The following is a 25,804-nucleotide window of genomic DNA, read 5'->3' as shown; positions in this document are numbered from 1 at the left end:
GCGGCGGGCGCGACCGGGCTAGAAGCCCCGCGTCCGCTTCGCCGCCCGGCGCTTCTCCGCGGAGCCGATCCGCAGGAACAGCCGGGAGATCTCCGAACCGAGGTTCACCCCGATCGCGATGGCCATCGCCAGCGCCACGGCCTTGGTGAGCGACGTCAGACCCCGGTTCACCTCGTTCTGCGCGATGCCCAGCAGACCGAAGTACGTGGCGGAACCGGGCAGCAGCGGCCCGATCGCGGCCGTGGTGTACGGCAGCGCGGACGCGAACCGGTAGCGGGCCAGCAGCTGCCCGAACAGGCCGACCACACCGGCCGCCACCGCCGTGGCCGCCACCGGCGAGATGCCGCCCGTGTAGTGCATGGCCCCGAACACCACCCAGGCGACCCCGCCGTTCAGCGTCACGGTCAGCACCGTGGACCGCTCCTGCTGGAGCAGCACCGCGAAGGCGAACGACAGCCCGAGCGCCGCCGCGATCTGCAGCACCGGCTGCGGATCCGCGACGAGCGCCGCGTCCGGGACCAGCTTGGCGCCGAGCTGCACGCCGAAGTACAGCACCGTCAGCACGCCGATGACGATGCCGACGAAGAAGTACAGCACCTCCAGCAGACGCGCGGACGCCGTGATGTAGAAGCCGGTCAGACCGTCCTGCACGCCCGCCACCAGCGCCCGTCCGGGCAGCAGCGCGAAGAGTCCACCGGTGATCACCGCGGACGCCTTCACGTCCGCGTGCGCCAGGGTCAGCGCCACCCCGATCGCGGCCGGCGGCATGGCCGCCACCGTGAACTGGTAGAACTCCGGCAGCCCGCGCCCGGCGCACAGCCAGGCCAGCCGGTCGCCGAGCATGGCGCCGACGGCCGCCGCGACGAACACCAGCAGCTGACCGCCGACCAGCACCGACGCGGAGCCGGCGAGCAGCCCGCTGGCGGCCGTCAGAGCCCAGCCCGGGTAGGGGTGCCGGTTGCGGCGGATCTCCGCCAGCCGCCGGTACGCCTCCTCCAGGGACACGTGGGTCTCGTCGTCGCTGAGGTCGTCCACGAGCTGGTAGACGGCCGCCAGCCGGGTGTAGTCGGGGCTGCGGCGGCGCACCGTGCGGGAGGCGGTCACCGGGTCGTCGACCAGGGACGGCTGGTAGGAGACCGCCAGCAGCGTGAAGGTGACGTTGGGCTCGCAGCGGTCCAGGCCGTAGGAGCGGCACACGGCGAACATCGCCGCCTCCACGTCCTCGGCGCCCTCACCGCCGGCCAGCAGCAGCTCCCCGATCCGCAGGCTCAGGTCCAGCACGCGCGGCACGGCCGGGCCGGACTCGTCGTGCCGGTGCACCGGCTCCGGGGCGGGCCGCTCGGTCACCGGCATGCGCAGCATCGTGCGCATCCGGTCCTGCCAGGGCACGTCCTTGGTCAGCCGGATCAGCGGGACGCCGGCCGGCGGGGTGAAGGAGACGGCCTGCCGGGCGCTGTACGTCCTCGGCGTGCTGAACGCCGAACCCTCCGGCTCGGCCGGCGGGGGCGGGGCGACGTCCAGACCGTCCGGAACAGCGAATTCCGAGGTGGTCTCGGACTCCGGTCCGGGCTTCGGCACGGCGAGTCCGTCGGGGAGGGCGAACTCGGACGTCGTCGACGACTCGCTGTCGGCCTGCGCCACCGCACCGGAAGGGGGTGCGAAGGCGTTCCTCGCCTCGTCCGACTGCGGCTTGCGGTCCTCCGCGTCCCTCACGTGCCTTTCTCTCCCTGCTGACGACACCGTCCCTCAGTCTTCCCCCTGCCACGTCAGTATGCGCACGCAGAGCGACGACGGGCCGCACGCCTGCGCGTGCGGCCCGTCGTCGCGTCTCGCGGTGAGAGGGCTCAGTGGCCGCCCTGCTCCTTGAAGCGCTTGTAGGACCGCTCGATCTCGGCCTCGGCGTCGACCCGGCCGACCCAGTTGGCGCCCTCGACCGACTTGCCCGGCTCCAGGTCCTTGTAGACCTCGAAGAAGTGCTGGATCTCCAGGCGGTCGAACTCCGACACGTGGTGGATGTCGCGCAGGTGCTCCACGCGCGGGTCCGTCGACGGGACGCACAGCAGCTTGTCGTCGCCGCCGGCCTCGTCGGTCATGCGGAACATGCCGATGGCGCGGCAGCGGATGAGGCAGCCCGGGAACGTCGGCTCGTCCAGGATGACCAGCGCGTCCAGCGGGTCGCCGTCCTCGCCGAGGGTGTTCTCGACGAAGCCGTAGTCGGTCGGGTAGGCGGTCGAGGTGAAGAGCCGACGGTCCAGCCGGATCCGACCCGTCTCGTGGTCCACCTCGTACTTGTTCCGCGAACCCTTCGGGATCTCGATCGTGACGTCGAACTCCACCGGACGCTCCTCCATGATCAGCACATAGTTCTGGTGGTTAAGTGTCCCTCACGCAGATGTGTGATCGCGAAAGGGGCTGGTGGTCGTGCCGGAGCTGAGGCCTTGGCGGGCCGCGGGACCGCACGTCGTGCGGATCGCGGCCGCCGTCCGACCGCGTCTGGCACGGGTCGCCGCGGCCACCGGGCCGTGGCTCACCCGGTGGCGCCGGCCGGGATCACCGCAGGCCCCACGGGTCGCACGGCCCGGAACCGGGTGGTACACCGCGACCGCCGCCACCGCCGGTCTGGCGCTGGCCGCGGGAGTGGCGACCGCCGCCGGCCCCTGGGACTCCTCGGGTCAGCGTACGGCCGAGCGGGACCGGGCCGTGGCCGTGGAAGCCGCGCGTGGCACAGATCACGACGGCGCCCGGGCGCACGCCGGCACCCCGCCGCGCGGACCGCAGGCCGCCCCGCCCGCCCCGTCCGTGCTCACCGGCCTCGGCGGCACCGCCACCGCCGTGCGGTCCGCGCCCACCCGCAAGGCGCTCGCCGCCGTCCTCGACCCGCTGCTGAAGGACCCGGCGCTGGGCCGCCGCTCCGTCGCCGTGGCCGACGCCGCCACCGGCCGCCGCCTCTACGGCGCGGACCCCGGGGACGCGCTCACCCCCGCCTCCACCACGAAGATCGCCACCGCGGTCGCCGCGCTGTCCGCCCTGGGCCCCGACCACCGCCTCACCACCCGCACCGTCTACGAACCCGACACGAAGGAGGTCGTCCTGGTCGGCGGCGGCGACCCCACGCTCACCGCCCGCGAGAACGCCAAGGGGTCCGCGAGCCTGCGCGACCTGGCCGCGCGCACCGCGGCGGCCCTCGGCAAGCGGGGCGTGCGCAAGGTGACGCTGTCGTACGACACGACCCTCTACAAGGGCGGCACGGCCCACCCGATCGGGGTCAACCCCAACCTCGCCGCCGTCACCCCGCTGATGGCCGACGCGGGCCGCGCCGACGACTCCACCAGCGGGCCCGCCCCGCGCGTCGCCGACCCCGCGGCCGACGCCGCCCGCCGGTTCGGCGACCTGCTGAAGGAGCACGGGATCACGGCCACGCCGCCCGGCCCGTCGAAGTCCACCACGCGCGCCGCCACCCTCGGGGTGGTCTCCTCGCCGCCGCTCGCCTCGCTCGTCGAGCGCATGCTGACCCACAGCGACAACGACCTCGCCGAGGCGCTCGCCCGGCACACCGCCCTGGCCACCGGCAAGCCGGCCGACTTCGCCGGCGCGGGGGCGGCGGTCACCGCCCGTCTCGAGCAGCTGAGGCTCCCCGTGAAGGGCGTCCGGATCAAGGACGGCAGCGGCCTCGACCGCGACGGCCGGCTCACCGCCGACCTGCTCACCGCCCTCCTCGTCAAGGCCGGCGACCCCGCCCACCCGGAGCTCCGCCCCGCCCTCACCGGCCTGCCCGTCGCCGGCTTCACCGGCACCCTCTCCGGCCGTTACGCCGAGGGGGCGTCCGGCGTCGTCCGCGCCAAGACCGGCACTCTCACCGGTGTCAACACCCTGGCCGGCACGGTCGTCGACCGCGACGGCCGCCTTCTGGCCTTCGCCTTCCTCGCCAACGACACGACGGGCCCGGACGCGGCCCAGACGGCCTTGGACAAGGCCGCGTCGGCTTTGGCGACGTGCGGCTGCCGCGCTCCCTAGGGCGCGTGCGGAGACCGTGCTTCCCGGGGACGCGGGACAACGACGCCCCTGTCCGCGCAGTTCCCGCGCCCCCGGAGGGGCGTCGCACAGCCGCGGGCTGTGAGGATCTGCCCGTTTCCCCACCCCTCACGTACCGTTGACACATGACGAGCATCGGTGGCGCCGCCTCATCCGGCATGGTCGACTGGAACCTCGCGGTCGCGACCGCGACCAGGCTCATGCGGCCGGGCCCAGACGTGAGCCGGGACGAGGCCCGTGCCGTCGTCGCGGAGCTCCGCCGCCACGCGCGGTCCGCGGAGGAACACGTCCGCGGTTTCACCGGTCTCGGCACGCCCGAGACCCATGACACGCCCCTCCTCGTGGTGGACCGCCCCGGCTGGGTGAGGGCCAACGTCGCCGGCTTCCGCGAACTGCTCAAACCCCTGCTCGACAAGATGCAGGAACGGCGCGGCACGAGCCCCGGCACCCTGGTCATGGGCGCGGTCGGCGGCAAGGTCACCGGCGTGGAGCTGGGCGTGCTGCTGTCCTTCCTCGCCTCCCGCGTCCTCGGCCAGTACGAGACCTTCGCCCCCGCGACCCGGGACCTCCCGGCCGGCGCGGGCGGCGGCGGACGGCTGCTCCTCGTCGCCCCCAACATCGTCCACGTCGAGCGCGAACTCGACGTGGAGCCGCACGACTTCCGCCTGTGGGTGACGCTCCACGAGGAGACCCACCGCACCCAGTTCACCGCCGTGCCCTGGCTGCGGGACCACCTGGAGGGCGAGATCCAGGCGTTCCTGAGCGAGACCGACGTCGACCCCATGACCGTGCTGGAGCGGGTGCGCGAGGCCGCGCAGTCACTGGTCGGCGGGCGTCCCGAGGGCGAGGAGGGCGACGACGGGCGCTCCCTCGTGGAGATCGTGCAGACCCCCGCCCAGCGCGAGATCCTCGGCCGGCTCACCGCCGTGATGTCGCTGCTGGAGGGCCACGCCGACTACGTCATGGACGGCGTGGGGCCCGAGGTCGTGCCGAGCGTCGCCGAGATCCGCGAGAAGTTCCAGCAGCGCCGCGCCCAGGGCGCCTCCCGGCTGGACATGGCGCTGCGCAAGCTGCTCGGCCTGGACGCCAAGCTCCGCCAGTACCGCGACGGCGAGCGCTTCGTCCGCGCGGTCGTGGACGAGGTCGGCATGGAGGGCTTCAACCGGGTGTGGACCTCGCCCAACACGCTCCCCACCAAGGCGGAGATCGGCAAACCGGCGGACTGGATCACCCGGGTGCACCGCAAACCGGAGGCGTGACCACCGCGCCCCCGTCGCACAGGACGTCCGGCGACGGCAGACGGACGCCCCGCCAATCACCCGTCCGAGGGACCGTGAGTCCCCGGCAGGCGTGCGATGCTCGGGGAACGGCCCGGTTCTGTCACCATCTACACACTCTGCGTGACCGTCCCTCGGGCTCAACCCCCCCCGGAACATCATCGAAGGGAACCGGACATGGGTCCCCATCCTGCGGTCGCGGCGATACGCCTGGCGGTCCGCCGCGTCCTGAACGACATCCTCGCCGAACACGGCCGGACGCCCGGCCGCCTCACGCCCGACGAGCGGTCCTCCTCCCCGCTCGTGCTCGTGGCCTGCTCCGGCGGCGCCGACTCCATGGCGCTCGCCTCCGCCCTCGCCTTCGAAGCCCCCCGCGCCGGCCTGCGCGCCGGCGGCGTCACCGTCGACCACGGCCTCCAGGCGGGCTCCGACCTGCGCGCCGCCGAGGTCGCCGCCCGGCTGCGCGACCTCGGTCTGGACCCCGTCGAGTCGGTCGCCGTCACCGTCGGCCGCGAGACGCGGGTGGCGCACAGCGCCTCCTACCGGGGTGGCGGGGGAGGAGGGACGGGCGGCCCCGAGGCCGCCGCCCGGGACGCCCGCTACGCCGCTCTCGACGCCGCCGCCGAGCGCCATCGCGCCGCCGCCGTCCTGCTCGGCCACACCCGTGACGACCAGGCCGAGACCGTGCTGCTGGGCCTCGCCCGCGGCTCCGGCATCCGCTCCCTGTCCGGCATGGCCGCGGTCTCGGGGGCCGACGGCCGTTACCGGCGCCCCTTCCTCCAGCTCGACCGGCAGACCGCCCGCACGGCCTGCATGGTCCAGTCCCTGCCCGTCTGGGACGACCCGCACAACGCCGACCCCGCCTACACCCGCTCCCGGCTGCGCCACGAGGGCCTGCCCGCCCTGGAGAAGGCCCTCGGCAAGGGCGTCGTCGAGGCCCTCGCCCGTACGGCCCAGCTCTCCCGTGACGACGCCGACGCCCTCGACGCCTGGGCCGGGAAGGCCGCGGCCGGCGTCCGCGACGCCGACGGCCGCCTGGAGTGCGCCGCCCTGCACGACCTGCCGCCCGCCGTGCGCCGCCGGGTGCTGCGCCGGGCCGCCATCGAGGCCGGCGCCCCGGCCGGGTCGCTGTTCGCCCGCCACATCGAGGAGGTCGACCGGCTGATCACCGGCTGGCGCGGTCAGGGGGCCATCAATCTCCCCGGCCGGGTCGTCGCCCGCCGGCAGGGTGGCAGACTGGTGATTCGGCAGGGCTGATTCCGGACCCCACCGACCCGTACGAGTCGCGGGGCGGACCGGACCGGCCGGTGGGACGACCGAAAGTGATGCGGGTGGACGCGAAAGACATGGGTGCCGACCTCGAGAAGGTGCTCATCACCAAGGAAGAGATCGACGCCAAGCTGGTGGAGCTCGCGGCGAAGATCGACGCGGAGTACGCGGGCAAGGATCTCCTGATCGTCGGCGTGCTGAAGGGCGCGGTGATGGTGATGGCCGACCTCGCCCGGGCGCTGTCCACCCCCGTCACGATGGACTGGATGGCCGTGTCCTCGTACGGGGCGGGCACGCAGTCCTCCGGCGTGGTGCGGATCCTCAAGGACCTCGACACCGACATCAAGGGCCGGCACGTCCTGATCGTCGAGGACATCATCGACTCCGGACTGACCCTGTCCTGGCTGATCTCCAACCTCGGCTCGCGCGAGCCCGCCTCCCTCAAGGTGTGCACGTTGCTGCGCAAGCCCGAGGCCGCCAAGGTCGCCATCGACGTCGAATGGGTCGGTTTCGACATCCCCAACGAGTTCGTCGTCGGCTACGGCCTGGACTACGCGGAGAAGTACCGCAACCTGCCGTTCGTCGGGACGCTCGCGCCCCACGTCTACGGCGGGTGAACGTAGGGCGGCCCGGCCGCCGTACATGATCGGGAACCCCGGCGGGCTCCGTGGCGTTGGAGCATGCGTGGACGCCATTGCCGGCCGTCCCTCGCAGCGTCGGGGGCCGATGCTGGGGTACCGTCCGAAGAACAGCCTTTATCAAACTCACTATGGCAGGAGGGACGGGGCGGCACCGCTCCGTATGGATGGACGTGAAGCGATACTTCCGTGGGCCGGTCATGTGGATCGTGCTGGCCGTCCTTGCCGTGGTCGTGTTGATGCAGGTCGTCGGCTCGTCCGGCGGCTACAAGACGGTGGACACGGGCCAGGTCGTCCAGGCGATCAATGAGAACAAGGTCGAGTCGGCCAAGCTGACCACCGGCGACGAGCAGACCATCAAGGTCCAGCTCAAGGACGGCCAGGAGGTCGAGGGCAGCTCGAAGATCCAGGCGAGCTACATCGGCGACCAGGGCGTCACCATCGCCAGCACGCTGCAGGACAAATTCCAGAACGAGCAGATCCCTGACGGCTACACGGTCTCGCCGTCGAAGCAGAACCCCTTCGTGAGCATTCTGCTGTCCCTGCTCCCCTTCGTCCTCATCGTGGTCGTCTTCCTGTTCCTGATGAACCAGATGCAGGGCGGCGGCTCCCGCGTCATGAATTTCGGGAAGTCCAAGGCGAAGCTCATCACCAAGGACACCCCGAAGACGACGTTCGCCGACGTCGCGGGCTCCGAGGAGGCCGTCGAGGAGCTCCACGAGATCAAGGAGTTCCTGCAGGAGCCGGCGAAGTTCCAGGCCGTGGGCGCCAAGATCCCCAAGGGCGTGCTGCTCTACGGCCCGCCCGGAACCGGCAAGACCCTGCTCGCGCGCGCCGTCGCGGGCGAGGCGGGCGTCCCGTTCTACTCGATCTCCGGCTCCGACTTCGTCGAGATGTTCGTCGGTGTCGGCGCCTCCCGTGTCCGTGACCTGTTCGAGCAGGCCAAGGCGAACGCCCCGGCGATCGTCTTCGTCGACGAGATCGACGCGGTCGGCCGCCACCGCGGCGCCGGCCTCGGCGGTGGTCACGACGAGCGCGAGCAGACGCTGAACCAGCTGCTCGTCGAGATGGACGGGTTCGACGTCAAGGGCGGCGTGATCCTCATCGCCGCCACCAACCGCCCGGACATCCTCGACCCGGCGCTGCTGCGTCCCGGCCGCTTCGACCGCCAGATCGCGGTGGACCGCCCGGACATGCAGGGCCGCCTCGAGATCCTCAAGGTGCACCAGAAGGGCAAGCCGGTCGCCCCGGACGTCGACCTCGGCGCCGTCGCCCGCCGCACCCCCGGCATGACGGGCGCCGACCTGGCCAACGTGCTGAACGAGGCCGCGCTGCTCACCGCGCGCAGCGACCAGAAGCTGATCGACAACAAGATGCTCGACGAGGCGATCGACCGCGTCGTCGCGGGCCCGCAGAAGCGGACCCGGATCATGTCCGACAAGGAGAAGAAGATCACCGCGTACCACGAGGGCGGACACGCCCTGGTCGCGGCGGCCTCACCGAACTCCGACCCGGTCCACAAGATCACCATCCTGTCGAGGGGCCGCGCCCTCGGCTACACCATGGTCCTGCCGGACGAGGACAAGTACTCCACCACGCGCAACGAGATGCTGGACCAGCTGGCGTACATGCTGGGCGGCCGCGCGGCGGAGGAGCTGGTCTTCCACGACCCGACCACCGGCGCCGCCAACGACATCGAGAAGGCCACCGGCCTGGCCCGCGCGATGGTCACGCAGTACGGCATGACCGAGCGGCTCGGCGCCATCAAGTTCGGCGGCGACAACTCGGAGCCGTTCCTCGGCCGTGAGATGGCTCACCAGCGCGACTACTCGGAAGAGGTCGCCGCGCTGGTCGACGAAGAGGTCAAGAAGCTCATCGAGACCGCGCACAACGAGGCGTGGGAGATCCTCGTCGAGAACCGCGACGTCCTCGACAACCTGGTCCTGGCCCTCCTGGAGAAGGAGACGCTGGGCAAGGAGGAGATCGCCGAGATCTTCGCGCCGATCGTGAAGCGCCCGCCCAGGCCCGCCTGGACCGGTTCCTCGCGCCGTACGCCGTCCACCCGCCCGCCGGTCCTCTCCCCCAAGGAGCTGGCCCTGACGAACGGGGCGAACGGCGCCACGCCGGCCATCTCCACCGCGAAGACCGCCACGACGGACCCCGCTCCGCAGCCGGAGCGGACCCCGGAGGAGCGCCCCGAGAGCTGATCCGAGGCTCCCGGAGCCCCTGCGGGCCCGGAATGGATGCCGCGTCCCCCTGGTTCTAGCCTGGGGGGCGCGGCATTTTGCGTAACCCGCGGTTCGAGACGCGTGCCCGTCACGCGTGCAGGCACAGGAACGAGGCATCCATGACCGACCCCGTGACGCTGGACGGCATAGCCCCCATCGGTGAGTTCGACGAGGAGCGGGCGCGGAACGCCGTGCGCGAACTGCTGATCGCGGTGGGCGAGGATCCGGACCGTGAGGGCCTGCAGGAGACGCCGGCGCGCGTGGCGAGAGCGTACCGGGAGATCTTCGCGGGGCTGTGGCAGAAGCCCGAGGACGTGCTGACGACGACCTTCGACCTCGGCCACGACGAGATGGTGCTGGTCAAGGACATCGAGGTGTACTCGACCTGTGAGCACCACCTGGTGCCGTTCCGGGGCGTGGCGCACGTCGGGTACATCCCGTCGACCAGCGGGAAGATCACCGGCCTCTCCAAGCTGGCCCGGCTCGTGGACGTCTACGCCCGGCGCCCGCAGGTGCAGGAACGACTCACCACGCAGATCGCGGACTCCCTGATGGAGATCCTGGAGCCGCGCGGCGTCATCGTGGTCGTGGAGTGCGAGCACATGTGCATGTCGATGCGGGGCATCCGCAAGCCCGGCGCCAAGACGATCACCTCGGCGGTGCGGGGCCAGCTGCGGGACGCGGCGACCCGTAACGAGGCGATGAGCCTGATCATGGCGCGCTGAGCCCGCGGACGGCGAAAGGGGGCACGGTCCAGGCGGACCGTGCCCCCTTTCGCGTGCGGCGCTTCAGCTCGCCGGGGCCGTGCCCGGGGTGTCGTCGTCCTCGTCGTCCGGGAGCCGGCAGACGCGCTCCAGGAAGATGGCCGCCGCTATGACGGCGATGCCGGCCACCACGGAGAACCCGGCGTAGATGGCCTGGTCGCGGCGGGCGGGGACGTCCAGGGACCCCAGCAGCACGACGAACGTGCCGCCGTAGAGGCCGGCGACGAGGGACGCCACCAGCGCGCTGGACTGTCCGAAGACCACCGCACGCGCCGCCATCAGCGGGTCGACGCCCTTGGCGTCGGGCCGGCGCTCGCGCTGGGCCTTGAGCCGGGCGCGCAGGGAGAGCGCGGTGGCCGCCAGGACCACGGCGATCAGGGCGAGGACGACGGGCGCGGCCACGGGCACGCTCGGGAGGGTCCCCACCGCGTTCCACAGGCGGGCCCCGGCCCAGGACAGGACGCCGGCGACGACGAAGACGCCGGCCAGCACCCTGATGCGCAGCTCTTTCACGGTGTCCCTTCGCGTTCCCCGGGCCGGTGGCCCCTGGCCGTCCTCGACCTTAACGGCTACTCGGGCAGCCGGAGTTCCAGGTCGGCGCGCGGCGTGACGCCTTCCCGGGTGACCGCGTCCAGCAGTTCGGCCACCGGGCCGTGTCCCGGGAGCTCCGCGGCGGGCTCGATGTCGAGCCAGGGGGCGAGCACGAAGGCGCGCTCGTGGGCGCGCGGGTGCGGGAGGGTGAGCCGCGGGTCGTCGGAGTGGAGGTCGGCGTAGGAGACGATGTCGACGTCCAGGGTGCGTGGGCCCCAGCGCTCGTCCCGGACGCGGTGGAAGGCCTCCTCGACCGCCTGGGCGCGCTCCAGCAGGGAGGACGGCGGCAGGGTGGTCCTCAGCACGGCGACCGCGTTGAAGTAGGACGGCTGGCTGCCGGGCTCGACGCCCCACGGCTCCGTCTCGTACACGGGGGAGACCGCCTTGACCCGGATGCCCGGGGTGTCCTCCAGGGCGTCCACGGCCCCCTGGAGGGTCTCCAGGCGGTTGCCCAGGTTGGCGCCGAGGGAGACCACGGCCTGTCGGGGGTTCTGCAGCGTGGCGTCGGCGGCGTCCACCTGCTCGACCACGGAGGCGGGGACGGGCTGGACGGTCGGGTCGGTGTGGCCCCTGGTGGACGGCCTGGTCATACGCGGCTCCGGGTGATGGTGACGGTCACGTCGTCGAAGGGCACGGTGATCGGCGCGTCCGGCTTGTGGACGCAGACCTCGACCTCCCGTACGACGTCGTGCTTCAGGCAGACCTGGGCGATGCGCTCGGCGAGGGTCTCGACGAGGTTGACGGGCTCGCCCTCGACGACGGCCACCACCTCCTCCGCCACGATGCCGTAGTGCACGGTCTTCGTCAGGTCGTCGTCGGCGGCGGCCGGGCGGGTGTCCAGGCCGAGGACGAGGTCCACGAGGAAGGTCTGGCCCTCCTCGCGCTCCTTCGGGAACACACCGTGGTACCCGCGGGCCCTCAGGCCGCGCAGCGCGACACGATCCACACGAATCACTCCTGCTGTCGTCGGTCCGGCCGGTCGGTGCCCTTGCGGACGGCACACCGGCCCGGCCTCGAATCTACCCGCGGCGGGCGCCGGCCCCGGCGGTCCGGGGCGGCGACCGCCGGACGGGGTCGCCGTCCCCCCTGTACGTCTGCCCCGCGGGGGCGGGGCGCTCACGGGCCGGTGGGGCGGCCGTGGCGGGCGGGGTGGGTTCCGCGCCACGTCCCGGGGGCCGCCGGGTCCGTGCGTACGGGTCACGGCGGCGTCTCGTCGTCCTCGGCGTCGTCCTCCTCGGCGAGGACGGGGGAGGCGTGGTGGGACCAGAGCTTCCAGCCGGACGGGGTGCGCCGGTACACGTTGGTGGCGACGACGAGCTGCCCGACCAGCGGTCCCAGCTCCTCCCCGTCCTCGGGGGCGGGGCCGCCGCTGAGGATGTTCTCCGTGCAGGTCACCACGGCGGTGTCGCCGGTGACGGAGACGTGCACGTCGGTGAGGAAGAACTGGATGTAGTCGGTGTTCGCCATGATCAGCGCGTACGACCGGAGCACCTCGCCGCGTCCGGTGAGCACCGGCCAGCCGGGGTGGACGCAGGAGACCACGCCGGTGTCGGCCGGGTCGTGGTACGACTCGTCGACGCCGAGGTCGGCGGGGGTGAGCCAGGCCGACGCGACCTCTTCGAAGTCGCCCCTCTCCAGTGCCTCGTAGAAGGCGGTGTTGGCGGCCTCGACCTGCTCGACGTCGGTGTGGGGTGCGGTCACCGGGCTCCTTCCGCACCGTGCTCGGGGGACGGGGACGCGTCGTCGGGGCACGCCGCCGCTATCGCGCGGACGACCCGTACGGCGTCGGCGCTGGCCCGGACGTCGTGCACGCGCACCGCCCAGGCGCCCGCCCGGGCCGCCAGGGCGGAGACGGCCGCGGTGGCCGCGTCGCGTTCGCGGGCGGGCGGGGGCGGGGCGCCGGGGCCCGCCAGCACCCGGCCGAGGAACCGCTTGCGGGACGCGGCGACGAGGAGGGGGCGGCCGAGGCCCAGGAGGCGGTCGAGGCGGGCGAGCAGCGCGAGGTCGTGCTCGGCGTCCTTGGAGAAGCCGAGGCCGGGGTCGACGATCACGCGGTCGGGGGCGATGCCGCCCTCCAGGACGGCCTCCACGCGCGCGTGGAGCTCGTCGGCGACCTCGGTGACCACGTCGTGGTACACGCCCCGGACGGTGTCGCCCTCCAGGAAGCCGCGCCAGTGCATGACGACGAACGGGGCTTCGGCGGCGGCGACGACGCCGATCATGGCGGGGTCGGCGAGGCCGCCGCTGACGTCGTTGACCAGGGCGGCGCCGGCCGCGAGCGACTGCTCGGCGACGGAGGCGCGCATGGTGTCGACGGAGACGGTGACGCCCTCCGCGGCGAGGCCCCGGACCACCGGGATGACGCGCCTGAGCTCCTCGGCCTCGTCGACGCGGGTGGCGCCGGGGCGGGTGGACTCGCCGCCGACGTCCACCAGGTCGGCGCCCTGCGCGACCAGGTCGAGGCCGTGCTTGACGGCCGTCGTGGTGTCGAACCAGCGGCCGCCGTCGGAGAAGGAGTCGGGGGTGACGTTCACGACTCCCATGACCGCGCACCGGTCCCAGTGGGGGAGGCCCGCGACCTGGCGGCGTCCGCTGTGATTGCTCATACGTTCAGCGTAGGCCCCGGGAGGGTGCGCGGTGCCGCACGGGCCCGGCGCGCGGGAAACGCGGCGGCGGGGATTGGCGGAGCCTTTCGGGCCGCATTGCCGTGAGGGGGACGCGCGGAAGACCGGGGAGAGCGGGAAAGGGCCGGAAACGGGGTTCCCGGCGGGAGGGGGACAAGCGGATCTCCGGCGGAAGGCGGGCGCACGGGGGAGTGGTCCCGGGAGGGGCGCCGAAACGGATCGGAGGGGCGGGACGGAAGGGCGCCGGCGGGCGGAATCGAAGAGCGGTGCGCGCGGGGGACGCCCCCGTGGCAAGGGCGGCCGGGGCGGGAGGCCCGGCGGCAGCGGGGGCGGGACAAGGCGAATGCGCGGAGGGCGAGTTGCGTGCCGCACGGGCCCATGAATGATCTTGACGGAAATTCGGTGTCCGCCTATTCACGCGCGGCCCGCATCGCTGACGGGCTGTGAAACATCGCGTGTAGGTTTCTTTTTGCGGGGCGGGGCACCATCATTTGCCTACGCGCGGTAAGTTTCTGGCCATGCCACGTGGACGTCACCGTCATTCCCCGCCTCTGCACAGGATGCTGCCCCCGTCGGCGATCGCAGGCGTCTCCGTCGTCTGCGCCCTGGCGCCTTGGGTGTTCACGCAGCCGGTGGTGCTCCGTCTCGTGGCCGCGGCCGCCGCGGCCACGGCGATCGCGGGCGCCGTCGTGATGCGCCACTGGGACACCCAGGCGGGCAAACGCGTCGCCGACCTCACGCGCGCGCGGGCGAGCGACGAGTGGCGTTTCGAGGAACGGGTCGCCGAACTCGAGTCCGACCTCGAGGAGTCGCGCGAGCTGCGCACGAAGCTGGAGCAGCGGCTGCGCGCCAAGCGCGCGGAACTGGCGGGCCTGCGCAACGAACACGCCGCGCTGCTGCGCCGGTACGCGGCGGCCGAGGCGGACCGGGCGAACGTGCTCGAGGAGCGCCGGGTGCTGGAGATCGAGACGGCCGTCCCGGCACGCGCCCTGCCCGCGGGCGCGCCCGCGACGCCCGGCGCGGAGCCCGTGACCGCCGAGGCGCCGGAGCCCACCGCCGCCGAGCCGGTGGCGGGGACGACGGCGGACGCCGAGCGGACGGAGGGCGCCGAGCGGGAGGCGAGGACCCCCGGTGTCTTCTCCCCGGAGGGCTCGACGCTGTACCTGCGGGCCGGCGCGGCGCTGGCGCGGTTCGCCGGGCGGCGCGAGGCGAAGGCCGGGGAGACGGACTCCGGCGCGGCGGAGGGGACGGACGCGGAGGCCTCCGTCCCGGCCGCGCGCGAGGAGAGCGCCCCCGGGGCCGGGAAGGCCGGGGACGCCCCGAGGAGCACCGCCCCCCAGGGCGGCGGCACCCCCGAGGACGACGGGCCGGAGCCGACGAAGCGGCCCAGGCCCGATCCGGCGCGGGAGGGCGGGGCCGGAGGGCAGACGCGGGCGGCCGGCGCCTATGAGCGCGCGGCCGCCCCCACCGCGCCGGCCGCTTCCGCCGGCCCGGCCGTGCGGCAGCCCTCCGGGCACTTCACCGTGCCGACCGCGGTGGCGGTCGTCCCGCCGACGCAGCCCGTGCGCCAGCCGGTGTCGGAGGGCGGGTTCGACTTCTTCGGCACCAAGAAGGACGCTCAGCGCTCCGCCCTGGACGCCGTGCAGAACGAGGACCTCGCCGACGTCGTCGGCCAGGAGGCGCTCGCGCTGCACAAGGCGGAGGCCGAGGCGCGGTACAAGCCGGCCGACGAGGAGACGCGCGGCGCCGGTCAGGTCATCGACCTGACGGCCCACGACGAGACCGAGCACATCGACGTCCAGGGGCTGCGCAGCGCGGCTTCCTGAACCGGCCGGAACACCGCCCGGACCGGCGAAGGGGCCCCCGCCCGGGCGGGGGCCCCTTCGCCGTGCGCGGCGCGCCTGTCAGGCCATCCAGCGGTCCGGCAGGGCGTCCCTGCGCCCGGTGCGGGACCGTTCCGCCTGGGCGTGCAGCAGGGCGGCGGCCTCGTCGGCGGGGCGCAGCCGGGCCGTCACGGTGCCGTTGGCGCCGGTGTCCACGTGGACGTCGGCGACCCCGCGCGCCCGCTGCCACGGTCCCTGGGCGAGCCGGACGCTCTGCACCTTCGCGTGCGGGACCAGCGACAGGCTGCGCCGCAGCAGACCGCGCCGGGCGGCGAACACCGCGTCCGTGACGGCGAGTCCGTAGCCCCGCCACCACACCGGCACGCACCACCGCGCGCGTCGGGGCGGGCGGGAGAGCGCCTCGGGCGGGGGCACGGTCACCCCGGGCAGGACGCGCGCGACGACCGACTCGGCCATCGCGCGCGGGGCCACCGGCAGCAGCAGCGAGTTGGACGAACCCGCCACGTCCAGCTCGACCCGCACCCAGCCCCGCCTCCGCCACAGCAGCGGCTCGATCAGCCGCACGGTCTGCACCCGGCCCGGCGGCACCGTCTCGTGCGCCCGGTCCAGCAGCCCGTGGTCGATCCGGAGCCCGTCGGGCGACTCGCCCAGCGTCCAGTCGTACTCGGCGACGAAGCGGCCCACGCTGCTCGCGCCCGCCGCGCCGAGCATCGGCACGCCCGCCGCGAGCACCGTCCACAGGCTGTGGGTGGCCGTCCACAACAGCGGCAGCGCGACGGCGGCGACCACCAGCCAGCCCCAGGTCGCGCCGGTCAGCAGCAGCGAGACGGCGAGCACGCCCGGCGGCACCCGCAGCATCTGCTGGGAGGGCGCCTCGCCCACCTCGTGCGCGGTCTCCGGGGCGAACCCGGCCGCCCGCGCCAGCAGCTCCGCGCGCAGCGCCCGCGCCTCGCCGGCCCCGAGGAAGGCGAGCTCGTCCTTCTTGTCGGCGCCCACGACGTCGAGTTTCAGCTTCGCCACGCCCGCGACCCGCGCGAGCAGGGGCTGGGTGACGTCGATGGCCTGGATGCGCTCCAGCCGGATGTGCGCGGTGCGCCGGAACAGCAGCCCGGTGCGCACCCGCAGTTCGGTGTCGGTCACCGCGAAGTGGGTGAACCACCAGCTCAGGAAACCGTAGAGGGCGGCGGCCGGGATGAGCACGCCGAGGCCGACCAGCAGCGTGGTCGTGGTCAGCCGGGTGAGCTGGCGCTGCGCCCCGTCGGGGTCGTGCACCGCCCAGCCCATCAGGACGGCCACCGGCGCCCACGCCCGCCTCAGCGGCGTGACGGGGTGCAGTCGCCGCTCGGTCACCGGCGGCCGGTCGCGTACGTCCTCCTGGACGCCGGGCGCGGTCACAGCCCCGCCGATCGGGCCTCGCCCAGCTCGGTGAGCCGGTCGCGCAGCCGCTCCGCCTCGGCCGGATCGAGGCCGGGGATGGTCGCGTCGGTGGCCGCGGCGGCCGTGTGCAGCTGCACGCTGGCCAGCCCGAAGTGCCGCTCGACGGGCCCGGAGGTGACCTCCACGAGCTGCATCCGCCCGTACGGCACGACCGTCTCCTCGTGCCAGAGGACGCCGCGGCTGATCAGCAGGTCGTCGGAGCGTTCGGCGTACCGCCAGGAGCGCCAGTTGCGCTCCAGCATCACCCAGCCCCACAGCAGCAGGGCCAGCGGCAGCACCGCGAAGGCGCCCCAGCCGGGCCCCGCCAGCAGGCCCGGCACCAGCGCGGCGGCCAGGGTCAGCAGCCCCAGCCACACCACCAGCAGCAGCCGCCGCATCTTCAGCAGTCCGGGCGGCAGCGCACGCCACTCCGGCTCCGCCGTGCCGCCGTCCGCCGCCGGCACGTCCGCCGTCCCGGGCGTCTTCGGCGCGTCCGCTGTCCCCGTGTCGTGCGGGCTCCCCGTCTCCATGGGGCCAGCGTACGTAGGACAGACTGTGTCCATGACTCCTACGACGGAGACCATGGTCGGAATCGGCGGCGCGGCGGAGAGCACCGACATGGTGCTCAACATCGGCCCGCAGCATCCCTCCACGCACGGCGTGCTGCGGCTGAAGCTCGTGCTGGACGGTGAGCGGATCGTCCGCGCGGAGCCCGTGATCGGCTACATGCACCGGGGCGCGGAGAAGCTGTTCGAGGCCCGCGACTACCGGCAGATCATCATGCTGGCCAACCGGCACGACTGGCTGTCGGCGTTCTCCAACGAGCTGGGCGTGGTGCTCGCCGTGGAGCGGATGCTCGGCATGGAGGTCCCCGAGCGCGCGGTGTGGCTGCGCACGCTGCTCGCGGAGCTGAACCGGGTGCTCAACCACCTGATGTTCCTCGGCTCCTATCCGCTGGAGCTCGGCGGCATCACCCCGATCTTCTACGCCTTCACCGAGCGCGAGAAGCTCCAGCACGTCATGGAGGAGGCCTCCGGCGGGCGCATCCACTACATGTTCAACCGCGTCGGCGGCCTCAAGGAGGAGCTCCCGGCGGGCTGGACGGGACGCGCGCGTGCCGCGGTCGCCGACGTGCGCGCGTGCATGGACCGCTTCGACGACCTGGTGCTCGGCAACGAGATCTTCCGGGGCCGCACCCGCGGCGTCGGCGTGCTGTCCCCGGAGGCGGTGCACGCGTACGGGGTGAGCGGGCCGATCGGGCGCGCCTCGGGCGTCGACTTCGACCTGCGCCGCGACGAGCCGTACCTGGCCTACGGCGAGCTGGGCGGCGTCCTGAAGGTGGTCACCCGCGAGGAGGGCGACTGCCTCGCCCGCTTCGAGTGCCTGCTGGAGCAGACGCACAACGCCCTGGACCTCGCCGACGCCTGCCTCGACCGGCTGGCGGAGCTGCCGCCGGGCCCGGTCAACCAGCGGCTGCCGAAGGTCCTCAAGGCGCCCGAGGGCCACACGTACGCGTGGACCGAGAACCCGCTCGGCATCAACGGCTACTACCTGGTCAGCAGGGGCGAGAAGACGCCGTACCGGCTGAAGCTGCGCTCGGCGTCGTACAACAACATCCAGGCGCTCGCCGAGCTGCTGCCGGGCACGCTGGTCGCGGACATGGTGGCGATCCTGGGGTCGATGTTCTTCGTCGTCGGCGACATCGACAAGTAGCCGCCGCGGCGGCCGTCAGCCGCCGAGGACGTCCTCGGCCCCCACCGGCTGCACCAGCCAGCCGAAGTCGCCGAGGCCGCCCGGCGCGGTCAGCTCGGCGGCCTCCCCGGCGGCGGCGAGGGCGCGGACGTAGCCGGCCGGGTCGCTGCCCGCCAGGGCCAGCGGGGGACGCCCGCCGGTGACGCCCAGGGAGCGCAGGGCGTCCCGCTGCGTCAGCAGGCGCGCGCCCGGCAGGGCGGGGGCGGCGGCGCACGCGTCCAGCGCGACGTGCGCCGTGAGGTCGCGGGAGCCGTCCGGCACCGGCGCCGTCTCCCGCCCCTCACGGAACGCGGTCAGCGTCCCGAACGGCGGGCGCGCGCCGGCCGTGTGCGCGTAGTCCACGGCGACGGCGACACCGCGCTCCAGCGCGCCGACGGCCGCCGCCCAGGCGCGGTCCCGGGGGAGTCCGATCTCCGCGCGCAGACCCTCCTCGGGCGGCAGCGGCCACCACCGGTCCAGCCACCCGGCGTCCGCCCCGGCGACCGGCTCCCCGAGCCGCTCGGCCCCGTCCGCCCGCACCAGCACGTACCGCGGGGTGCCGGACGCGTCCGTCTCGGCGACGTCCACCGGCACGTTGTCCAGCCACTCGTTGGCGAACAGCAGCCCCGTGATCCCCTCCGGCGGCGCGTCCCGCCACACGATCCGCCCGTCCAGCCCGTCGGGCCGCGCGGCCAGCTCGACCGCGCAGGGGCGCACACGGTCCGCCACGTCCGCGGGGAGCGCGCCGAGCACCCCGGTGACCAGTTCGCCCCGTCCGGCGGCCAGGTCCACGAAGTCCAGCGCCGCCGGCCGGCCCAGCGCCTCGTCGACCCGGCACAGCAGCCGCGCCACGGCGTCCGCGTACAGCGGCGAGGCGTGCACGGAGGTCCGGAAGTGCCCGGCCGGGCCCGTGCCGGGGCGGCGGTAGAAGCCGTCCGGGCCGTACAGGGCCTCCTGAGCCGCCTCCCGCCACCCGCGGAAACCGTCCCCCGCCGTCCCGGCCGTCCCCGCCGTCCCCGCCGTCACCGCTTCCCCGCGTCCGCCGTCGCCGTCGTCACCGGCCCAGGCTACGCGCGCGCACCGGCCGGGCCTCCACCTTGGGGAGTACACGCGCGGGCGGGGATCGGCCCTTCGGTTGACCCCTGCACGCATTTCGCTTCCCTACGCTGGGTCACGTGCAGCGCCTCTATGACTTCCTCCGCAGACACCCGATGTGGGTCGACGGCTTCTGGGCCGTGATCCTGTTCGGGCTCACGGCGGTCAGCGGAGCGGCCGTGGAGGAGTCCCGGGGCACCGAGAGCCCGGCCCTCATCGTCCCGGTCATGCTTCTGCTGTCCCTAGTGGTGGCGCTGCGCCGCCGGATGCCGGAGCGGATGCTGGTCCTCGCCCTGGTGGTGGGCCTCGGGCAACTGATCCTCGACGTGCCCGTGCTGCCCGCCGACTTCGCCCTGCTGGTGATCGCCTACACGGTCGCGGCGACCGGCGCCCGCTGGGCGTCCCGCCTCGCGCTGACCGCGGGCCTGTGCGCGGCCCCGCTCGCGCAGATGCGCTGGCCCAGTCCGTACGCGAGCACGGCCGAGAACGTCGTCCTGTCGGTCATCCTCGCCGTGCCCTTCGCCCTCGCATGGGTGCTCGGCGACTCCATACGCACCCGCCGCGCCTACTTCGCGCAGCTGGAGGAGCGGGCCGCCCGGCTGGAGAAGGAGCGCGAGGCGCAGGCCAAGGTCGCGGTCGCCGCCGAGCGCGCCCGGATAGCCCGCGAGCTGCACGACGTGGTCGCCCACAACGTGTCCGTGATGGTGGTGCAGGCCGACGGCGCCGCCTACGTCCTCGACGCGGCGCCCGACCAGGCCAGGAAGGCCCTGGAGACCATCTCCACCACCGGCCGCCAGGCCCTCGCCGAGATGCGCCGCCTGCTGGGCGTGCTGCGCACCGGAGAGCACCAGGAGGCGGGGGAGTACGTGCCCCAGCCGGGGCTGCAGCAGATCGAGGACCTCGTCGAGCAGTGCCGGGAGTCCGGGCTGCCCGTGGACTTCAAGGTCGAGGGCACCTCGCGCGAACTGCCCCGCGGGGTCGAGCTGACCGCCTACCGGATCGTGCAGGAGGCGCTGACCAACACCCGCAAGCACGGCGGTCCCGACGCGGGCGCCAGCGTGCGGCTGGTGTACTTCGACGACGGGCTGGGCCTGCTCGTGGAGGACGACGGCAAGGGCGCCCCGCACGAGCTGTACGAGGAGGGCGGGTTCGACGGCCAGGGCCACGGCCTGATCGGCATGCGGGAACGGGTCGGCATGGTGGGCGGAACGCTGGACGCGGGACCGCGGCCGGGCGGAGGATTCCGCATCAGTGCGCTGCTGCCGCTCAAACCAGCGCACTGACACATACGCACGCCCTCTGTTGACACCTGTCACGCCCCCTTCGACGCCCCGACGCCCCGACGCCCGGACGACCGAACGACTGAACGGAAGAGGCCACGATGACGATCCGCGTGATGCTCGTCGACGACCAGGCGCTGCTGCGCACCGGTTTCCGGATGGTGCTCGCCGCCCAGCCGGACATGGAGGTCGTCGCGGAGGCGGGCAACGGCGTGGAGGCCCTGGAGGTGCTGCGGGCCACCGCCGTCGACGTGGTGCTGATGGACGTCCGCATGCCGAAGCTCGACGGTGTGGAGGCCACCCGCAGGATCTGCGCGGACACCGACCCGCCGAAGGTGCTCATCCTCACCACCTTCGACCTCGACGAGTACGCCTTCTCCGGGCTGAAGGCGGGCGCGTCCGGCTTCATGCTCAAGGACGTGCCGCCCGGCGAACTGCTCAGCGCGATCCGCGCCGTGCACAGCGGCGACGCCGTGGTGGCCCCCTCCACCACCCGCCGGCTCCTGGACCGGTTCGCGCCGATGCTGCCCAGCAGCGGCAAGCAGCCCGAGCACAAGGAGCTGGAGCGGCTCACCGAACGCGAGCGCGAGGTCATGGTGCTGGTCGCGCAGGGCCTGTCGAACGGGGAGATCGCGTCCCGCCTGGTGCTCTCCGAGGCGACCGTGAAGACGCACGTGGGCCGCATCCTCACCAAGCTGGGGCTGCGGGACCGGGTGCAGGTGGTCGTCCTCGCCTACGAAACGGGCCTGGTGCGGGCCGGCGGACACGGCTGAGCGGCGCCCCCGGCCGCCGGTAGGGTGCGCGCATGCTCCTGTGGATCAACGGCCCTTTCGGGGGCGGCAAGACACAGACCGCACACGAGATACGGCGCCGCCTGGCGGGCAGCGTCGTCTGCGACCCCGAGCAGCCCGGCTTCGGCCTCCACCGCATGCTGCCGCGTGAACTGCGCGGTGACTTCCAGGACTTGAAGGCCTGGCGGCAGGGCGTCGTGGAGGTCCTCGACCTCACCCTCACCCGGCGCGAGGGCGTGGTGATCGCGCCGATGACCGTCACCGACCCCGGCCACTTCGCCGAGACCGTGGGCCGGCTGCGCGAACTGGGCCACGACGTGCGGCACTTCACGCTGCTCGCCGAGCGGGAGACGGTGCTGCGGCGGCTGCGGGAACGCGGCCCGGGGCAGCTGCTGCGCACCGGAACCCTGCGACGGGAGAGCTGGGCGGTCGAGCGGCTCGACCACTGCCTGGAGCGGCTCGCCGAGCCGGAGTTCGCCGAGCACCTGTGGACCGACCACAGCACCGTGCCGAAGACGGCCGACCGCATCGCCGTCCTGGCCGGCCTCCGTCTGCGCCCCAACCACGAGGGCCGCCTGCGCACCCGGCTCCGCCAGGCGGGCGTGGGGCTGCGCCACATCCGTCTCGACTGAACGGCGGGGCTGCCGCGGGCTCAGCGGAGGATGCCCTCCAGGAAGTCGCTGCCGAGGCGGGCCACCACCGTCACGTCGAGCTGGTGCAGGACGTAGCGGCCACGGCGGTGGGTGGTGATCAGGCCCGCCTTCTTCAGCACGCCCAGGTGCCGGGATATCTCCGGCGCGGTCATGCCGTGCACCTGCGCCAGCTCGCCGGTGGTGTACGCGCTGCGGGCCAGATGGCGGCACATGCGCATCCGCACCGGGTGGGACAGCGCGGTCATCCGGAGGGCGAGCTGCTCGACCGTCGGAGGGGCGGCCCACGCAGGGGAGCCGACCGGATAGTGCAGCACGGGCTGCCAGCCGTGCCGGTGCAGCACCATCAGGTGCGGCCGGCCGAGGCTGGTGGGGATCAGCAGCAGCCCGCCGTCACCGGTGGTGGTGCGGCCGTCGCCCAGCTTGTCGACGCTGATCCGGCCCGCCGCCTCGTCCAGCGTCACGGCGGAGGACACCGACGTCAGCGCCTCGCCCAGGCCCTTGCGGCGTAGCAGGTCCGTCTTGAGGCGGGCGTCCGCGGCGAGCTGGTGCCGCAGCCGGGACCACGTCTCGGCGAAGAACGCCTCGTCGCAGTCCTGGAGGAACTGCCGCAGCCACGCCCTGGTGAGCGGCGGATCGGTCAGCAACCGCTCGGTGAACAGCATCTGTCGCGGTCCCCGCGCGGCGGCCAGCTCGAGTGCGCGGCGGCGCAGCCCCTCGTCGGTGAGCGGTCCGCGTCCCGGCACGTCGTAGGGGAGCGCGCAGGTGAACTCCAGGGCGGCGGCCACGAACTGCTCGTCCGACAGCTTGTCCAGCAGGTCCAGCTCCTCGGCGAGCGTGCCGCCGGGCAGCGCCGTGCGGCCCGGCACCCCCGCGCAGGCCAGGAACAGGTCGGAGAACGTCGTGCGCCACAGGAAGTCCGCCTCGCACATGCGGTCCGCGAGATGCGGGTCCAGCCGCGCGGTCACCCCCGTGACCCACGCCTGGAGACCGGGGTGGTGGGCCGGCTCGGACAGCGTGTGCAGCGCCATGCCCAGCTCGGCCAGCGGGGAGATCACGACGGCGATCCGCTCCGGCCGCAGCCCGGTGATGTCGATGTGCACGCCCATGCCCACATGGTGCACCCGGCCACCGACACCCGGTCCCCGACGGGCGGCCGTCGTCGACCGGGGCGGGCCGCCGGGGCGGGCCGCCGGGCGGTGAGGGCTACGCGCCGTCGGTCAGGCGGCGGGCGAAGTCGGCCGCCGCCGTGCGGACGTCGCCGGCCGTCCACTCCAGGGCCGCGGCGCGCACGTAGACCTCGGTGGCGGTCAGGCCGGGCCCCTTCGGGCCCCAGTGGTTCGCGAACAGCATGGCGCCGGTCTCCTCACCGGCCCGGATCGCCGTCTCCGCCGCGAACTCCGCCTCGTACGGCAGCCAGACCTGGAAGTCGTGGGTGTGCGGCACCTCGGGGTGCACGCGGAACCAGGGCAGCCCCCCCCGCCTCCAGTCCCTCGCGCAGGGCGGCGGCCACCACGCGCGCGTGGCGGACGTACTCCGGCAGCCGGGGCAGCTCGCGGTCCAGGCCGATCAGCGCGGACAGCGCGGTGGGGAACTGCTGGAACACCGCGCCCCCGTACCGGTGCCGCCAGGTCCTGGCCTCCTCGATCAGGGAGGCGGGCCCGGCGAGGGCCGCGCCGCCGAAGGCGTCGAGGGACTTGTAGAAGGACACGTAGACGCTGTCGGCGAGGCCCGCGATCTCCTCCAGCGGCCTGCCGAAGTGCTCCGTGCACTCCCACAGCCGGGCCCCGTCGAAGTGCACGACCGCGTCGCGTTCCCGTGCGGCGTCCACCACCTCGGTCAGCTCGTCCCACGTGGGCAGCACGAACCCGGCGTCCCGGAGCGGCAGCTCGAGCATCAGCGCGCCGAAGGGCTCCTCGAAGGCGCGGACCTCCTCCGCGGTGGGCAGTCGCGGCTCGTCCGCGAACCGCACCGGACGCAACCCGCTGACCTGGCTGAACGCGTTCCGTTCGTGCACCTCCGGGTGGCTCAGCGGATGCAGCGCGACCGCCGGGTCGCCGGTGCGGCCGGCCCAGCAGCGCAGGGCCACCTGCTGCGCCATCGTGCCGGTCGGGAAGAAGGCGGCGGCCTCCGTGCCGAGCAGCCCGGCCACGCGCCGCTCCAGGGCCTCCACGACGCCGTTGCCGTAGACGTCCGCGGTCTCGCCGAGGTCGTGGACGTCGCCCGCGGCCTCCAGCAGTGCCAGGCGCTCCCGCAGCGGGGCGAGGAAGCCGAGGCGCGCCAGCACGCGCGGGGCGTTCCGCCAGGCCGCGATGCGCCGTTCACGCGGTGTGGGCGCGGCGGTCTCCTCCGTCTCGGGTTCCGTGCCGTCGTGATCCGTCGTGGTGCCGCTCGTGCCGTCCGCCGTGTCCGTCATGCCCGCGATCATCCCGCACCGCCTCCGCGCGGTCACCCCGGTTTCGCGAGCGTGCCGGGGCGGGCGCGTCCGCGGGGACCCACAGCCTGTGGACGACCGGTGGCCGCCGGAACCGATCGCGTTAACATGACGAGAAATCGTCCGGTACCCCGAGCGGACTGGAACGGGAAGGCCGCCGTCGCGTGAACACAACCCCACAGCCCGATCCCCGGGACCGCCCCGCACGGCTCACCGTCGGCGTCGTAGGCGCCGGACGCGTGGGCCCCGCCCTGGCCGCGTCCCTCCAGCTGGCCGGGCACCGCCCGGTGGCCGTCTCCGCCGTCTCCGACGCGTCCCGGAGGCGGGCCGAGCAGATGCTGCCGGACGTGCCGGTGGTGCCGCCCGCCGAGGTGCTCCAGCGGTCCGAGCTGGTGCTGCTGACCGTCCCCGACGACGCCCTGCCCGAGCTGGTCGCGGGACTCGCCGACACCGGCGCCGTGCGCCCCGGGCAGCTCCTCGTGCACACCTCCGGCCGCTACGGCGCGCAGGTCCTCGACCCCGCCCTGCGCGCGGGCGCGCTGCCGCTGGCCCTGCACCCGGCGATGACGTTCACCGGCACCCCCGTGGACGTGCAGCGGCTCGCCGGCTGTTCCTTCGGCGTCACCGCGCCCGAGGAACTGCGGCTGGCCGCCGAAGCCCTGGTCATCGAGATGGGCGGCGAGCCCGAGTGGATCGCCGAGGAGAAGCGCCCGCTCTACCACGCCGCCCTCGCCCTGGGCGCCAACCACCTGGTCACCCTGGTCGCCCAGTCCCTGGAACTGCTGCGCACCGCGGGCGTCGGCGCCCCCGACCGGATGCTCGGCCCGCTGCTCGGCGCCGCCCTGGACAACGCCCTGCGCTCCGGCGACGCCGCCCTCACCGGACCGGTCGCCCGCGGCGACGCCGGCACGGTCGCCGCGCACGTCGCCGAGCTGCGCGAGCACGCCCCCGGGACCGTCGCCGGGTACCTGGCCATGGCCCGCGCCACCGCCGACCGCGCCCTCGCCCACGGACTGTTGAAGCCGGAGCTCGCCGAACCCCTCCTCGGAGTGCTCGCCGACCCGGGCGACGGGACCGGCGGCACCGGAAGCGCCCCGGGTGACACCCCATGAGCGGCACCGTCCCCGCCCCTCACGCCCA

23 protein-coding genes and 1 pseudogene are annotated in these 25,804 nt (G+C 73.9%); 12 read left to right on the top strand and 12 right to left on the bottom strand.

Annotated elements, in window-relative coordinates; translation table 11 throughout:
- Window positions 1-18: 18 nt before the first annotated feature.
- Both C1708_RS14890 and C1708_RS14885 read right to left on the bottom strand, forming a co-directional pair.
- On the bottom strand, window positions 19-1,713 hold the full coding sequence (locus C1708_RS14890) for a threonine/serine exporter family protein (RefSeq protein WP_106413136.1): 1,695 nt from the start codon (window positions 1,711-1,713) through the stop codon (window positions 19-21).
- Window positions 1,714-1,844: 131 nt separating this feature from the next.
- Window positions 1,845-2,336, bottom strand: a complete 492-nt coding sequence (locus C1708_RS14885) for an inorganic diphosphatase (protein ID WP_006132604.1) — start codon at window positions 2,334-2,336, stop codon at window positions 1,845-1,847.
- Between the two features lie 79 nt (window positions 2,337-2,415).
- On the opposite strand from C1708_RS14885, the gene dacB reads away from it, so the two are divergent.
- From dacB to folE, 6 genes are all read left to right on the top strand, one after another.
- Window positions 2,416-4,014 carry a D-alanyl-D-alanine carboxypeptidase/D-alanyl-D-alanine endopeptidase gene (dacB, locus tag C1708_RS14880; protein WP_198602503.1) on the top strand — a complete coding sequence of 533 codons (1,599 nt, stop codon included), beginning with the start codon at window positions 2,416-2,418 and terminating at the stop codon, window positions 4,012-4,014.
- A gap of 176 nt (window positions 4,015-4,190) precedes the next feature.
- Entirely contained in the window at window positions 4,191-5,291 is a 1,101-nt protein-coding gene (locus C1708_RS14875) for an Rv3626c family coenzyme F420 biosynthesis-associated protein (protein ID WP_198602720.1), read from the top strand.
- A 195-nt stretch (window positions 5,292-5,486) separates the two neighbouring features.
- The gene (gene tilS / locus C1708_RS14870; RefSeq protein WP_106413133.1) at window positions 5,487-6,566 is read left to right on the top strand and encodes a tRNA lysidine(34) synthetase TilS; all 1,080 of its coding nucleotides are present in this window, start codon (window positions 5,487-5,489) and stop codon (window positions 6,564-6,566) included.
- A gap of 68 nt (window positions 6,567-6,634) precedes the next feature.
- Window positions 6,635-7,195: a hypoxanthine phosphoribosyltransferase gene (hpt, locus tag C1708_RS14865; RefSeq protein ID WP_037933814.1), complete on the top strand. Its 561-nt coding sequence runs from the start codon at window positions 6,635-6,637 to the stop codon at window positions 7,193-7,195.
- Between the two features lie 188 nt (window positions 7,196-7,383).
- Window positions 7,384-9,423 carry an ATP-dependent zinc metalloprotease FtsH gene (ftsH, locus tag C1708_RS14860; RefSeq protein ID WP_106413132.1) on the top strand — a complete coding sequence of 680 codons (2,040 nt, stop codon included), beginning with the start codon at window positions 7,384-7,386 and terminating at the stop codon, window positions 9,421-9,423.
- A gap of 140 nt (window positions 9,424-9,563) precedes the next feature.
- Window positions 9,564-10,169 (top strand): GTP cyclohydrolase I FolE, encoded by a 606-nt coding sequence (gene folE, locus C1708_RS14855; protein ID WP_106413131.1) that lies wholly within the window; start codon window positions 9,564-9,566, stop codon window positions 10,167-10,169.
- A 63-nt stretch (window positions 10,170-10,232) separates the two neighbouring features.
- On the opposite strand, the gene C1708_RS14850 is transcribed toward folE, so the two are convergent.
- From C1708_RS14850 to folP, 5 genes are all read right to left on the bottom strand, one after another.
- Complete coding sequence (locus tag C1708_RS14850) at window positions 10,233-10,721, bottom strand: DUF3180 domain-containing protein (protein ID WP_106413130.1); 489 nt, start codon at window positions 10,719-10,721, stop codon at window positions 10,233-10,235.
- A gap of 56 nt (window positions 10,722-10,777) precedes the next feature.
- On the bottom strand, window positions 10,778-11,389 hold the full coding sequence (gene folK, locus C1708_RS14845; RefSeq protein WP_106413129.1) for a 2-amino-4-hydroxy-6-hydroxymethyldihydropteridine diphosphokinase: 612 nt from the start codon (window positions 11,387-11,389) through the stop codon (window positions 10,778-10,780).
- Window positions 11,386-11,745 carry a dihydroneopterin aldolase gene (gene folB / locus C1708_RS14840; protein WP_106413128.1) on the bottom strand — a complete coding sequence of 120 codons (360 nt, stop codon included), beginning with the start codon at window positions 11,743-11,745 and terminating at the stop codon, window positions 11,386-11,388. Before folB ends, folK begins: the two co-directional genes overlap by 4 nt.
- A gap of 251 nt (window positions 11,746-11,996) precedes the next feature.
- Window positions 11,997-12,500: a nuclear transport factor 2 family protein gene (locus tag C1708_RS14835; RefSeq protein ID WP_106413127.1), complete on the bottom strand. Its 504-nt coding sequence runs from the start codon at window positions 12,498-12,500 to the stop codon at window positions 11,997-11,999.
- A complete protein-coding gene (folP, locus tag C1708_RS14830) occupies window positions 12,497-13,405 on the bottom strand; it encodes a dihydropteroate synthase (protein WP_106413126.1) in 909 nt (302 codons plus the stop codon). The genes C1708_RS14835 and folP overlap by 4 nt, the downstream gene beginning before the upstream one ends.
- Window positions 13,406-13,983: 578 nt before the next feature.
- Between folP and C1708_RS14825 the strand changes: the two genes are divergently transcribed.
- Window positions 13,984-15,249, top strand: a complete 1,266-nt coding sequence (locus tag C1708_RS14825; protein ID WP_106413125.1) for a hypothetical protein — start codon at window positions 13,984-13,986, stop codon at window positions 15,247-15,249.
- 78 nt (window positions 15,250-15,327) lie between these two features.
- Here C1708_RS14825 and C1708_RS14820 read toward each other — a convergent pair whose 3' ends face one another.
- Together C1708_RS14820 and C1708_RS14815 are read right to left on the bottom strand one after the other, a co-directional pair.
- The gene (locus C1708_RS14820) at window positions 15,328-16,662 is read right to left on the bottom strand and encodes a PH domain-containing protein (RefSeq protein WP_106413124.1); all 1,335 of its coding nucleotides are present in this window, start codon (window positions 16,660-16,662) and stop codon (window positions 15,328-15,330) included.
- A complete protein-coding gene (locus tag C1708_RS14815; protein ID WP_106413123.1) occupies window positions 16,659-17,213 on the bottom strand; it encodes a PH domain-containing protein in 555 nt (184 codons plus the stop codon). The genes C1708_RS14820 and C1708_RS14815 overlap by 4 nt, the downstream gene beginning before the upstream one ends.
- Window positions 17,214-17,244: 31 nt before the next feature.
- Here C1708_RS14815 and C1708_RS14810 point away from each other — a divergent pair, with 31 nt between their 5' ends.
- Window positions 17,245-18,396 (top strand): NADH-quinone oxidoreductase subunit D, encoded by a 1,152-nt coding sequence (locus C1708_RS14810; RefSeq protein ID WP_106413122.1) that lies wholly within the window; start codon window positions 17,245-17,247, stop codon window positions 18,394-18,396.
- Window positions 18,397-18,411: 15 nt separating this feature from the next.
- On the opposite strand, the gene C1708_RS14805 is transcribed toward C1708_RS14810, so the two are convergent.
- A complete protein-coding gene (locus C1708_RS14805) occupies window positions 18,412-19,440 on the bottom strand; it encodes an SAM-dependent methyltransferase (protein WP_106416308.1) in 1,029 nt (342 codons plus the stop codon).
- Between the two features lie 149 nt (window positions 19,441-19,589).
- Between C1708_RS14805 and C1708_RS14800 the strand changes: the two genes are divergently transcribed.
- From C1708_RS14800 to C1708_RS14790, 3 genes are all read left to right on the top strand, one after another.
- Window positions 19,590-20,792 carry a sensor histidine kinase gene (locus C1708_RS14800; RefSeq protein WP_106413121.1) on the top strand — a complete coding sequence of 401 codons (1,203 nt, stop codon included), beginning with the start codon at window positions 19,590-19,592 and terminating at the stop codon, window positions 20,790-20,792.
- 98 nt (window positions 20,793-20,890) lie between these two features.
- Window positions 20,891-21,562, top strand: a complete 672-nt coding sequence (locus C1708_RS14795) for a response regulator transcription factor (protein WP_106413120.1) — start codon at window positions 20,891-20,893, stop codon at window positions 21,560-21,562.
- Between the two features lie 32 nt (window positions 21,563-21,594).
- Window positions 21,595-22,212 carry an AAA family ATPase gene (locus C1708_RS14790; RefSeq protein WP_106413119.1) on the top strand — a complete coding sequence of 206 codons (618 nt, stop codon included), beginning with the start codon at window positions 21,595-21,597 and terminating at the stop codon, window positions 22,210-22,212.
- 20 nt (window positions 22,213-22,232) lie between these two features.
- On the opposite strand, the gene C1708_RS14785 is transcribed toward C1708_RS14790, so the two are convergent.
- Window positions 22,233-23,339: a DUF5937 family protein gene (locus C1708_RS14785; RefSeq protein WP_106413118.1), complete on the bottom strand. Its 1,107-nt coding sequence runs from the start codon at window positions 23,337-23,339 to the stop codon at window positions 22,233-22,235.
- A gap of 97 nt (window positions 23,340-23,436) precedes the next feature.
- Window positions 23,437-24,658 (bottom strand): annotated as a pseudogene (locus tag C1708_RS14780) (threonine aldolase family protein).
- A 170-nt stretch (window positions 24,659-24,828) separates the two neighbouring features.
- Here C1708_RS14780 and C1708_RS14775 point away from each other — a divergent pair.
- Window positions 24,829-25,776 (top strand): Rossmann-like and DUF2520 domain-containing protein, encoded by a 948-nt coding sequence (locus C1708_RS14775; RefSeq protein ID WP_106413117.1) that lies wholly within the window; start codon window positions 24,829-24,831, stop codon window positions 25,774-25,776.
- Window positions 25,777-25,804: the final 28 nt, after the last annotated feature.

This window comes from Streptomyces sp. DH-12, assembly GCF_002899455.1.
Lineage (GTDB): Bacteria > Actinomycetota > Actinomycetes > Streptomycetales > Streptomycetaceae > Streptomyces.
The sequence above is the reverse complement of the archived record's forward strand: the minus strand, read 5'-3'. Positions and strand labels throughout refer to the sequence as shown.